The organism is Bradyrhizobium sp. STM 3843 (genome assembly GCF_000239815.1).
In the GTDB taxonomy this organism is placed as follows: domain Bacteria; phylum Pseudomonadota; class Alphaproteobacteria; order Rhizobiales; family Xanthobacteraceae; genus Bradyrhizobium.
Genome location: NZ_CAFK01000254.1, coordinates 1 through 11,112, shown reverse-complemented (window position 1 = coordinate 11,112; position 11,112 = coordinate 1). Strand labels below are relative to the sequence as shown.

The window sequence follows — 11,112 nt, the reverse complement described above, 5'->3', positions numbered from 1 at the left end:
TTCTGCAGGCGGGCCATGGGTGAGGCCTTCACCCGGCATTCCCTGCGCCCTCTTCCTTATCAGAGGGTAACGACTGATTGATCACTCGGACGCCGATGGGCGCCGCGAGAAGGCGAGGTCATGAGTGGACGCCCGCGCGACATACACGGTGTCGTCCCGGCCTCGAGCCGGGACCCATACTCACAGGCCGTCGTTTGTGGCAGGTCGGGACATGCAGGACACCGGAACAGCTCTTCCGGTGGTTATGCGTCCCGGCTCGAGGCCGGGACGACGGCGGAGTGTGTTGGAGCGCTTAAGCTCTTCGCGACGAGACGAGCGCCGCTCAGACCGCCCTCACCCGTTCCGATACGTGTAGCTATAGCCGTTGATCGCAGGCGCGCCGCCGAGATGGGCGTAGAGCACCTTCGCTCCTTCCGGGAAGTAGCCCTTCTTCACGAGGTCGATCATGCCCTGCATGGATTTGCCTTCGTATACGGGGTCGGTGATCATGGCTTCGGTACGTGCGGCAAGGCGGATGGCCTCATTGGTCTCCGCGCTCGGCACGCCATAGGCCGGATAAGCATAATCCTCGAGGATCACGATCTCGTCGTCGCGAACCTTGCGCCCGAGCTCGACCAGCTCGGCAGTGTTGTCGACGATCTCGCGCACCTGGGCGCGCGTCTGCGCCGGCGTGCCGGAAGCATCGATGCCGATCACGCGATCGCCGCGGCCATCAGCAGCGAAGCCGACGATCATGCCGCCCTGGGTCGAGCCGGTGACCACGCAGACGATGATGTAGTCGAACTTGAACCCGAGCTCGGCCTCCTGCTTGCGAACCTCCTCGGCAAAGCCGACATAGCCGAGCCCGCCGAATTTGTGCACGGAAGCACCCGCCGGGATGCCGTAGGGCTTGCCGCCGGCATCCTTGACCGACTGGATCGCCTCTTCCCAGCTCTTGCGAATGCCGATGTCGAAACCGTCAGGCACGATGCGGCTGTCGGCGCCCATCAGGCGGGTCAGCAGAATGTTGCCGACACGGTCATAGACCGCGTCCTCATGCGGCACCCAGCTTTCCTGGACCACCACGCATTTCATGCCGATCTTGGCGGCGGTGGCCGCGACCATGCGGGTGTGGTTCGACTGCACGCCGCCGATCGAGACCAGGGTGTCCGCGTTGGACTCGATCGCATCGGGCACGATGTATTCGAGCTTGCGCAGCTTGTTGCCGCCGAACGCGAGCCCCGAATTGCAGTCGTCGCGCTTGGCGTAGATCTGGACCTTGCCACCGAGGGCCGCGGTCAGCCGCGGCAGATGCTCGATCGGCGTGGGACCGTAGGTAAGCGGATATTTCTTGAACTTGTCGAGCCGAAGCACCTGACATCTCGCTGCTTGGAGGGGAAATCACCTCGAAAGCATAAGAGCAAAGCCAAGAAAGGTGCTCTCTTTGTTCGGGATTAAATATGTGCTTTTATTCGCCAAATGCGATCAAGTAGAGATATTATCCATTGCAAAGCCAATAATATGAAAGACTCTTCCATCTCGGATCCGATCGATCGGATCGACCGCAAGCTCCTGCAGCTGTTGCAGCGGGACGGCCGCATGACCAATGCCGACCTGGCGGAAGCGGTGAACGTCAGCCCGGCCACCTGTCACCGGCGCACGCAGCGGCTGTTCGAGGACGGCTACATCAGAAGCGTGCGCGCCGAGGTGGCGCCGGAGAAAGTCGAGCGCAGCGCCCTGGTGCTGGTCGGCGTCGTCCTGGATCGCTCGACCCCGGAAAGCTTCCGCACCTTCGAGGCCGCGATCAAGAAGCTCAAATTCGTGCTGGACTGCCACCTGGTCGCCGGCGACTTCGATTTCTTCCTGAAGATCCGCGTCCGCGACATCCACGATTTCAACCGCCTGCACGGCGATCAGCTGATCTCGCTGCCGGGCGTACGCCAGACCCGCACCTTCTTCGTGATGAAGGAGGTCGTCGACAATGCGCCGCTGGATTTCTGAGAGCGGCCGACGGGAGCGTTCATTGAACCGCTGCGGTTGCGTTTAAGACTTAAGCAGGGAGCGTGACGTGGATCACGTCGCAGAGAGGTTAGGCGCCGGAGGCATCATGAAAAGGCTGTTGGCTTTCGCCGCGCTTTTGCTCGCGAGCAATGCTGCTCAGGCGCAGTACACCATCGATTACGGCGGCAAGACCATCCGCATCGATCCCGACCGCGGCACGGTGTCGATCCCAGGGGTGTTCGACAACACCGGCGCCAAGAAGCCGAAGCGGGCCAAGCACGATCAGGACGCTGCGCGGAAGCCGGCGACACAGCCGCCGTCCGCGACGGATCCTGCGCCGCCAGCCGCTGATGCGGCTCCGACCACCGCTGCCCCGCCAACCGCCAATACACAGCCGGCACCGGCGACGGCTGGATCACCTGCTGCGACATCGTCGCCGGCGGTACCCGCGCCACCCTCCACTTCGATTCCACTTCCTCCGCCACGTCCGCCCCAAGCGCCCGGTAGCGCGCCGGCCGCAGCTTTGGCGGCCGCGCCGGCCACGGCCCCGGCTCCTGCTGCTGCCCCCACGCCGGCTCCGGCGCGCGATCCCAGCTCGCCGATCGGCGTCTGGCTCACCGAGGAGAAGGAAGGCAAGATCCGCATCGAGCCCTGCGGCGCCAATCTCTGCGGCTACGCCGTCGACGAGAAATCGAACGAGAACCGCGAGCAGATCCTGATCAACATGCGACCCGGCGCCGACAAGAAATGGACCGGCCGCATCTTCGATCCCGACAGCGGCAGCACCTATGATTCCACAATCGCGCTGAAGGGCCCGGATGCCTTGCGGGTGCAGGGCTGTGCGCTCGGCGGCATGTTCTGCGGCGGCCAGACCTGGACGCGGGTCAACTGAGATGAAGCCGCCGTATCTCTACCGACGGCGGCGGCAAGGCCCGTCGAGCGGCTGGACCGCGCAGCCATCTCAGCCGCGCGGTCCGGACGCTCTCAATGGCAGACCGCAGTCTCAGCCGACCGGGGTCGCGTATTCCTCGTCAGTGACGTGCTCCATCCAGGTCACGTGCTCGCCGTTGAGCGATTCATGCATCGCGACGTGAACCATGCCCGTGGTCGGAGCGGCACCGTGCCAGTGCTTCTGGCCCGGCGGAATCCAGACCACGTCGCCGGCCTTGATCTCGCGAACCGGCTCGCCCTTGGCCTGCACCCGGCCGACGCCCTGAATCACGTAGAGCGTCTGGCCAAGCGGATGGGTGTGCCACGCAGTACGTGCACCAGGCTCGAAGGCCACGCGCGCCGACGCGACGCGCGCCGGCGCCTGCGGCGTGATGATCGGGTCCTGCCAGACCGTGCCGGTGAAGCTCTCCGCCGGAGCCCGGCGGGTCGGGCGCGAACCCGCGGGATAGATATCAACCATGACGTTTCCTCGTCCTGCTTGCGCTTCGATTTGCCCTTGGATTGCTCTGTCAGCTCACTTCTTCGACGCAGCGTAGCGCGCCTTGGTCTCCGCATTCATCGGATAGAGACCGGGCAGCACCGCGCCCTTGTTGACCTCATCGACGATCCAGGCCTCCATGCGCTCCTGCTCCGGGCCCTCGGCCAGCACGTGGTCGAGCAGCGCCTGCGGGATCAGCACCGCGCCGTCCTGATCGGCGACCACGACGTCATTCGGGAACACCGCGACGCCGCCACAGCCGACCGCCTCGCCCCAGCCGACGAAGGTGAGACCGGCGACCGAGGGCGGCGCGGCATAGCCATCGCACCACACCGGCAATCCGGTGCCGAGCACGCCCTCGAGGTCGCGTACGACGCCGTCGGTGATCAGCGCGGCGACGCCGCGCTTGACCATGCGTGCGCAGAGGATGTCACCGAAGATGCCGGCGTCCTTGGTGCCCATCGCATCGACCACGGCGATGCAGCCTTCGGGCATCGCCTCGATCGCAGCCCGGGTCGAGATCGGCGAGGCCCAGGACTCCGGGGTCGCCAGATCCTCGCGCGCCGGGACGAAACGCAGGGTGAAGGCGGGCCCGACCAGCCGCTTCTGTCCCGGCCGCAGCGGACGGGCGCCGCGCATCCAGACGTTTCGCAATCCCTTCTTGAGCAGGACCGTGGTGATGGTCGCGGTGGTGACGTTGGAAAGGATGGCGATCGCTTCGGGGGTCAGGGACATCTTCGGACTTCGGCTCCAATGGAGGATGAGATATGCGCGCGCATCTTGCGGGGCGCGGCGCCAGCGTCAAGGGCCGCTGCCACGCGTTCAACGGATGGTGTCATCCAGGCGCGCGATAAAGCCGATTTATCGCACGACATCGGTTTAATTTATTGAACTAACGACAGATTTTCGCGTGAACCAATTCCGCTCGCGGCGAAAAGAGGCTACAGCAGAACCATCGATCGCTGACGTTCCAGAGGCCATGGCCGACACGCTTCCACCCCCTCGCCTGCTGCCCAGTGGCGATAGCGCCATCACGGTCGAGTTCAGCCGCACCATCGATGACACGGCCAACCGCAAGGTGCTTGCGCTGGATCGCGCGCTTTCGGCAGCGCCGATTGCTGGCATCACCGAGACGGTGCCGACCTATCGTTCGCTGCTGGTGCACTACGACCCCCTGGTGATCGACTACGACGCGCTCGGCCCACAATTGCTCGTACGCGCGAGCGGCCCGCTTGCGCTGGAAGCCACGACGCGGCGCTGGCGCATTCCCGTCTGCTACGGCGGCGAGAACGGTATTGATTTGGAGGACGTTGCGAAGGCGCTGAGCACGACGCCGGACGATATCGCAGCGCGCCATGCAGCTGGCCGTTATCGCGTGGCGATGATCGGCTTCACGCCGGGCTGGTCCTATCTTTCGGGACTCGACAAGTTCCTGCACATGTCGCGGCGCGAGAGCCCGCGCCTCTTGACCCCTGCGGGCACGATCGCGATCGGCGGCATCCAGACCGGCATTCAATGCCTCGCCGGCCCAAGCGGCTGGCACCTGCTCGGACGTACGCCCGTGCGGACCTATCAGCTGCATCGGCAACCGACGTTTCTGCTCGAGCCGGGCGACGAGGTGACGTTCTACGCCGTCGACATCAAGATGTTCACTGAGCAGGAGCGCGCCGCCGCCGCCGGCGAAATCATCGCCGAGCGGATCGCGGCATGAGCAAGCTCGTCGTCTCCAGCATCGGTCCGGCAAGCTCCATTCAGGACGGCGGCCGCTTCGGGGCTCAGCGTTATGGCCTCACGCCATCCGGCGCGATGGACAAGCTGTCGCTGGCGGCCGCGAATGCGCTGGTCGGCAACGCACCGCTCGCCGCCGCAATCGAGATTGGACCATTCGGTGCGGCCTTCACCGCCAAGGGCGGCGCCGTGCGCGTGAGCCTGGCGGGCGCGCCGCGCCCGGCCGACATCGCCAAGCGTCCGGTCGAGGTCAATACATCGATGACGCTCGCCGACGGCGAGACCCTGACACTCGGTTTCGCGCGCGGCGCTTCGTTCAGCTATCTCGCGATCGAAGGCGGCATTGCCGGCGAAGCGGTGTTCGGCAGCCTGTCCGTCAATGCGCGCGCCGGCCTCGGCAGCCCCTATCCGCGCCCGCTCCAGGCCGGTGACGTCTTGGAGGCCAAATCGGTTGGCGACGTCATCGAGCGCAGGATCGAGCTGCCCAAGCCATTCACCGGCCCGATCCGGGTCGTGATGGGACCGCAGGACGACGAGTTCACCGACGAGATGAAGGCGCTGTTTCTCGACAGTGAGTGGAAGATCTCGGCCACCAGCGACCGCATGGGCTATCGGCTCGAGGGCCCCGCGATCCGGCACATTCACGGTCACAACATCGTCTCCGACGGCACCGTCGATGGCAGCATCCAGGTCACCGGCAGCGGCGGGCCGATCGTCCTGATGTCCGATCGTGGCACCAGCGGCGGCTACCCCAAGATCGCGACGGTCATCACCGCTGACTACGGCCGGCTGGCACAGACCCCGGCAGGAACGGCGTTTCGGTTTGCGGCCGTGACGATGGCCGAGGCGCAGGCTGAGCTGTGCAAGTTCACGGATCTGCTGCGCAGCCTGGCCGATCGTGTCAGCGAGGTCGTGAACACCGATCTCAATCTCGATACACTGTTCAGCGCGAACGTCGCGGGCACAGCGGTGAGTGCCACCGATCCCGCGACCTGGCTCACGGTGACGCCGGATTAAGGCCAGCCCATCACCCAACTCTGACGAGGCCCATGCCATGACAACCATCGATCTGAACTGCGATCTCGGCGAAAGCTTCGGTCCCTGGGAAATGGGCAACGACGCCGCGATGATCGAGCTCGCCACCTCGGTCAACGTCGCCTGCGGCTTCCACGCGGGCGATGCCGACATCATGCGCAAGACGGTGGAGATGGCGAAGGCGCACGGCGTCAGCGTCGGCGCCCATCCGGGCTATCGCGATCTGCACGGCTTCGGCCGGCGCCCGGTGCCGGGCCTGAAATCATCGGAGATCGAGAATCTCGTCGCCTATCAGATCGGGGCGCTGCAGGCGATCGCGACCGCCGCGGGCTATAAGGTCACGCATGTGAAGGCCCATGGTGCGCTGTCCAATGTCGCCTGTGAGGATGACATGACCGCAAACGCGATCGCCAGCGCGATCAAGGCCGTCGACCAGAACCTGATTTTCGTCGTGCTCGCCAATTCCAGGCTAGTGCAGGCCGGTGAGAAGGCCAACCTGCCGATGGTGCATGAGGTGTTCGCCGACCGCGCCTATGGCGATGACGGCCTCCTGGTGTCGCGCAGCAAGCCAGGCGCGGTGCTGCATGATCCCAAGGTGATCGCCGATCGCGTGGTGCGCATGGTTCAGGATGGTGCGGTCGTGTCGGTAACCGGCAAGGTCATCAAGATGCGCACCGACACGGTCTGCATTCACGGCGACACCGCGGGGGCGGTTGAGATCGCCCGCGAGGTGCGCAATGCGCTGGATGCTGCCGGTATCAAGGTGGCGCCGTTCAAGACGGCGCCGTAGTCAGAACGGGTGAACAGAGGCGGTGCCGAGCGTGATTGCCGCGATCAGGGCAAAGGCACTGAAAAACGCAACGACCGGCCATGCCGCGCCGACGCGCTCGGCGCTTCGCGTTTGCATCTGACGTAAGGGCGCTGACGACATCCGCATGACCGGCCTCCTGAATTTCCGGTCATGAGAAAAGCGTTCTCGCGGCCGGGTGCAAGACAACCGGCGAAATAACGACGATCCCCCTCCCTACGGTTCCGGTCTTGTGAAAAAATTCTCGCCCGGTTCCGCAGTTGAGAATTTCCTTGCCCCGATCTTTCGGGGCCGAGCGGCCTCAATACACGTCCAGCTGGAACCTGCCCTTCTTCTTAAGTTCCCCGACGAACGCGACCGCCTCGTCAGTCGACCGCGCGCCAAACTGGGTGACGATATCGACCAGCGCGCGCTCGACGTCCTTGGCCATGCGTTTGGCATCGCCGCAGATGTAGAGATGCGCGCCTTCGGCGAGCCAGTTCCATACCTCGCGGCCGACCTCGCGCATCCGGTCCTGGACGTAGAACTTCTTCTCGCCGTCGCGGGACCAGGCGAGCGCCAGGCGCGTCAGCAGCCCCGACGTCTTCATTGCGTTGAGCTCATCTGCATAGAAGAAATCGCAATCCGAGCGCTGATGGCCAAAGAACAGCCAGTTCTTGCCCGGCGCGCCCGCTGCCCGGCGATCCAGCAGGAAGGCTCGGAACGGAGCGATGCCGGTGCCGGGCCCGACCATGATGATCGGAGTCCTGGGGTCGGCCGGCAGCGCGAAGCCGTGCGCCTTCTGCACATAGACCTTGACCTTGTCGCCTGGATTGATGCGCTCAGCGAGGAAGGTCGACGCGAGCCCGAGCCGCTTGCGCTTGCCGATGACGTAACGGACGCTGTCGACGGTCAAGGAGAGCTTGCCTGGCGTCGCGTTGTGCGACGATGAGATCGAATAGAGCCGCGGCTGCAACGGCTCCAGCGCCTCGATGAACGCTTCCGGATGCGGCCGGACGCCGGAGAACTTCTGCAAGACCGCCATCACGTCCAGCGTCGCGGCGTCGCCATCGGGATCCTCGCCCTGCGCCAGGCGCCGCGCCTTTTCCCTGATGGCGCCGCCGGTCACGAAGGAGATCAACTCGAACAGCGTGTCGGGGGCGGGCGACAACGAGACGTCTTCGATCAGACACTCCCGCAGCGTCTTGCCTCTCACCTCCGTGGTATGGGAGGCGCCAAGCAGCGCGATGATCTGGTCGACGAGGCCCACATCGTTCCTGGCAAAGATGCCGAAGGAATCGCCCACGACATAGTCGAGGCCGCTCTCAGCAAGATCGAACTCGATGTGCCACGTTTCCTTCTCCGAGCCGGGCTTGTTGAGAAGCCGGCGCGACAGGAAGGTCGCTTCGACCGGATTGTCTCGCGAGCGGCCGGGCTCGCTCACGACCACCGATACCTTCGCCGACGATGCCGGCTCCTTGGATGGCTTGGCGGTCTCAGGCGCTTTGTCCAGCTCTTCGTGGAGTGTCTTGAGCATCCGCGCGGTTTCCTTGCCGCCAGGGACGCAGAGATTGAGCCGCGCCTCGCTGCGGCTGGAAATCGCCTCCGAATAGTCGCGACAATTGTAGCCGCACTGGCCGCAATCCTGCTGCGCCATGGCCGCCATCATCCGTCGGCGCAAGGGGCGCCCTTCGGCCAGCTTCATGCGCTCGGCGATCGGCAGGGTCTGGTCGTGCCAAGGCTCTTCGCCGTCATCGACCTCGCCCGACGGCGCCAGCACCGCGCCATTCTGCGCCGGCGACAGCGGGACCGAGCCGTCGAACCCAAGGGCGCCGGCGAGGAAGCCGTTCAGCCAGGCGCGCTGCGCGTCCGAGAATGGCGCGCCGGGCGGGATGATTTCGATCTTGGACGGCGGCGTGATCTGGTTCATGCGGACACCTCAGCTTCGGCGAGCTTGCGCAGGGTTTCGCCGTCATGCCGGCGGGCAAATGTCAGGAATGTTTCGTCTGGAGAGGCGCGATGGGCGAGATAAGCCTTGAGCAGCTTCTCGACGGTGCGCGGCGCATCCTCGGCCTTGAGATCGCGATAGACCTCCTGGCCGATCTCGGCTTGCGGCCCAAATCCGCCGCCGGCGAACAGGTGGTAGCCTTCGACAGTGTCGTCGCTGTCGCCAACCGGCACCTTCGTCGCGATCAGGCCGATATCGCTGATGTAGTGTTGGGCGCAGGAATGATGACAGCCCGTCAGATGGATGTTGAGCGGCGTGTCGATTCCAACCCGGCTCTCGCACCAGTCGCCGATCTCGGCGGCATGGCGCTTGGTGTTCGACGCCGCGAACTTGCAACCGGCATTGCCGGTGCAGGCGATCAGGCCGGCGCGGATCTGCGACGCCTGCACCGACAAGCCAATCTGCTCGATCGCGGCGCTCGCCAACGCGACATTTTCGTCACGCACGCCTGAGATCAAAAGGTTTTGCCAGACGGTCAGTCGGATTTCGCCGTCGCCGAGGTCCTGGGCGATCTTGGCAAGCCCACGCATCTGCGCGCAGCTGAGCTTGCCGACCGGCAGCACCACGCCGATCCAGTTCAGCCCGACCTGCTTCTGCTTGTTCACCCCGATATGGGCCATGCGGTCGGCTTCAGGCCGCGGAAGCAGCGCCTCCTCCGGCACGTGCGCAAGCTTGCGGTCGAGCTTCGCCTCGACCGCCTCCATGAACTTGTCCACGCCCATGCTGTCGAGCACGTATTTGAGCCGCGCCTTGAGACGATTGGTGCGATCACCAGTCTCGATGAAGACCCGCACGATGGCATCCGCCACGGCGGTGGCCTCCTCCGGCCTGACCACGATCCCGGTCGGCTTGGCAAAATCCTTGTGCCCGGTGATGCCGCCGACGCCGAGCTTGAACCAAATTCCCGCCTCGCCCCCAAAGCCGTCCTTCACCTCCACCGCCGAGAAGGCGATGTCGTTGGTGTCTTCGAGGGCGGCGATCTTGCCGGCACCATCGAAGGCGACGTTGAACTTGCGCGGCAGCCCGTAGAGCGAGCGGTCGTTGAGAATGTGATAGTGCCATTCGCGCGCGTAGGGGCGCGTGTCCAACAGCTCCTGCGGATCGATGCCGGCAGTCGGCGTGCCCGTCACGTTGCGGATGTTGTCGGCGCCGGAGCCGCGCGAGCACAGCCCCAACTCCTGGATGCCCTCGAGCAGTGCCACAGCATGCTTGGGCGGGATCTCACGCAGCTGCAGATTGGCGCGGGTGGTGACATGACTGTAGGGCCCGCAGAGCTGCTCGGCGAGGTCGGCCAAGCCCGACAACTGCCAGTGCTTCATGATCCCGTTCGGAATGCGCAGCCGGCACATGTAGGAATCCTGTGCCGGGGCCACGTGGAATAGCCCGTAATAGCGCCAGCGGAAATTGTCGGCCCCCGACGGCGCGGCATTGCTGCGCGCCTGCTCCTTGAGCCGCTCATAGGCGTCGAACGGATGCAGCTCGCGCTTGAACTTCTCCTGGTCGGCAAGCTTCTTGCCGGCCGCGATCACCCTGTCCTGCGCCTTGATGTGGATGGCGTCAGGCCCGGTCGGCTCCGCAGGTGCGGAGCTGCCGCCGACGGCGCGGCCTGCCTGGCTGACCTTGAGGCCGGCGGCAAGTCCTTCCAGATAGCGCTTCTGCTCGTCGGTGAAGTCGACTGAGAGCGTTTCGATTTTCATGATCGCGACGAAGCTCCTGCGGCCACGTCAAGTGGCATCAAAGGAATTGGGAAACTGACCACGTCTCGACCGATCGGCATGTGCCGAGGCGATCTGAGGGGGCGGTCCGACCAGCTTCGTTGCTGCGGAAATCCGACATGGATTGCGGTCAACGGCATCTGCGGCGGCTGACCGCACTGCAATATTCAAATTGCGTGCCAGCTGCGGCACCAAAAAATATCTTGAAAAATCAACGGTGTGATCGAATCACTTCATGCGGCTCGGAGCGGCGAGCTCACGGCAATTGGGCAGTCAGCACAAAAACTAGTCGGCTTGAGCCCCTGCCTCGTTTCCGTGCGCTCGCCTCAGGCGGTCCAGCGGCCGATCTTGAAGGCCTTCAGATGCCCCAGAACATCGTCCGCCGCGAAGGGCGGCCCGGCGAAGGCGCCAATTGCCGGCGCCTGATCCG

10 protein-coding genes are annotated in these 11,112 nt (G+C 64.8%); 5 read left to right on the top strand and 5 right to left on the bottom strand.

The features are described from left to right. Positions 1–333 precede the first annotated feature (333 nt). Positions 334–1,353, bottom strand: coding sequence for a 1-aminocyclopropane-1-carboxylate deaminase (locus BRAS3843_RS26160; protein WP_008972111.1), 1,020 nt, complete (start codon positions 1,351–1,353; stop codon positions 334–336). 147 nt (positions 1,354–1,500) lie between these two features. Here BRAS3843_RS26160 and BRAS3843_RS26155 point away from each other — a divergent pair, with 147 nt between their 5' ends. Both BRAS3843_RS26155 and BRAS3843_RS26150 read left to right on the top strand, forming a co-directional pair. Beyond that, the gene (locus BRAS3843_RS26155) at positions 1,501–1,980 is read left to right on the top strand and encodes an Lrp/AsnC ligand binding domain-containing protein (RefSeq protein WP_008972110.1); all 480 of its coding nucleotides are present in this window, start codon (positions 1,501–1,503) and stop codon (positions 1,978–1,980) included. Between the two features lie 106 nt (positions 1,981–2,086). Further along, entirely contained in the window at positions 2,087–2,872 is a 786-nt protein-coding gene (locus tag BRAS3843_RS26150) for a DUF2147 domain-containing protein (protein ID WP_035982803.1), read from the top strand. Between the two features lie 111 nt (positions 2,873–2,983). On the opposite strand, the gene BRAS3843_RS26145 is transcribed toward BRAS3843_RS26150, so the two are convergent. Next, positions 2,984–3,391, bottom strand: coding sequence for a cupin domain-containing protein (locus BRAS3843_RS26145; RefSeq protein WP_008972108.1), 408 nt, complete (start codon positions 3,389–3,391; stop codon positions 2,984–2,986). Between the two features lie 54 nt (positions 3,392–3,445). Further along, positions 3,446–4,144 (bottom strand): ribonuclease activity regulator RraA, encoded by a 699-nt coding sequence (locus BRAS3843_RS26140; RefSeq protein WP_008972107.1) that lies wholly within the window; start codon positions 4,142–4,144, stop codon positions 3,446–3,448. A gap of 244 nt (positions 4,145–4,388) precedes the next feature. Here BRAS3843_RS26140 and pxpB point away from each other — a divergent pair, with 244 nt between their 5' ends. Genes pxpB through BRAS3843_RS26125 form a run of 3 tightly spaced genes read left to right on the top strand, consistent with a single transcriptional unit; the run spans position 4,389 to position 6,962 of the window. Continuing rightward, positions 4,389–5,120, top strand: coding sequence for a 5-oxoprolinase subunit PxpB (pxpB, locus tag BRAS3843_RS26135; protein WP_008972106.1), 732 nt, complete (start codon positions 4,389–4,391; stop codon positions 5,118–5,120). Next, positions 5,117–6,154: a biotin-dependent carboxyltransferase family protein gene (locus BRAS3843_RS26130; RefSeq protein ID WP_008972105.1), complete on the top strand. Its 1,038-nt coding sequence runs from the start codon at positions 5,117–5,119 to the stop codon at positions 6,152–6,154. The genes pxpB and BRAS3843_RS26130 overlap by 4 nt, the downstream gene beginning before the upstream one ends. Before the next feature lie 37 nt (positions 6,155–6,191). Then, positions 6,192–6,962, top strand: a complete 771-nt coding sequence (locus BRAS3843_RS26125) for a 5-oxoprolinase subunit PxpA (RefSeq protein WP_008972104.1) — start codon at positions 6,192–6,194, stop codon at positions 6,960–6,962. A 319-nt stretch (positions 6,963–7,281) separates the two neighbouring features. On the opposite strand, the gene BRAS3843_RS26120 is transcribed toward BRAS3843_RS26125, so the two are convergent. Beyond that, positions 7,282–8,889: a sulfite reductase subunit alpha gene (locus BRAS3843_RS26120; RefSeq protein ID WP_008972103.1), complete on the bottom strand. Its 1,608-nt coding sequence runs from the start codon at positions 8,887–8,889 to the stop codon at positions 7,282–7,284. Next, positions 8,886–10,664: a NirA family protein gene (locus BRAS3843_RS26115; RefSeq protein WP_008972102.1), complete on the bottom strand. Its 1,779-nt coding sequence runs from the start codon at positions 10,662–10,664 to the stop codon at positions 8,886–8,888. Before BRAS3843_RS26115 ends, BRAS3843_RS26120 begins: the two co-directional genes overlap by 4 nt. Positions 10,665–11,112 lie beyond the last annotated feature (448 nt).

Bases quoted from the DNA above. Each gene is read 5' to 3' on its own strand.
- BRAS3843_RS26155 (WP_008972110.1), top strand. From the start codon at position 1,501: ATGAAAGACTCTTCCATCTCGGATCCGATCGATCGGATCGACCGCAAG.
- BRAS3843_RS26150 (WP_035982803.1), top strand. From the start codon at position 2,087: ATGAAAAGGCTGTTGGCTTTCGCCGCGCTTTTGCTCGCGAGCAATGCT.
- BRAS3843_RS26145 (WP_008972108.1), bottom strand. From the start codon at position 3,391: ATGGTTGATATCTATCCCGCGGGTTCGCGCCCGACCCGCCGGGCTCCG.
- BRAS3843_RS26140 (WP_008972107.1), bottom strand. From the start codon at position 4,144: ATGTCCCTGACCCCCGAAGCGATCGCCATCCTTTCCAACGTCACCACC.
- pxpB (WP_008972106.1), top strand. From the start codon at position 4,389: ATGGCCGACACGCTTCCACCCCCTCGCCTGCTGCCCAGTGGCGATAGC.
- BRAS3843_RS26130 (WP_008972105.1), top strand. From the start codon at position 5,117: ATGAGCAAGCTCGTCGTCTCCAGCATCGGTCCGGCAAGCTCCATTCAG.
- BRAS3843_RS26125 (WP_008972104.1), top strand. From the start codon at position 6,192: ATGACAACCATCGATCTGAACTGCGATCTCGGCGAAAGCTTCGGTCCC.
- BRAS3843_RS26120 (WP_008972103.1), bottom strand. From the start codon at position 8,889: ATGAACCAGATCACGCCGCCGTCCAAGATCGAAATCATCCCGCCCGGC.
- BRAS3843_RS26115 (WP_008972102.1), bottom strand. From the start codon at position 10,664: ATGAAAATCGAAACGCTCTCAGTCGACTTCACCGACGAGCAGAAGCGC.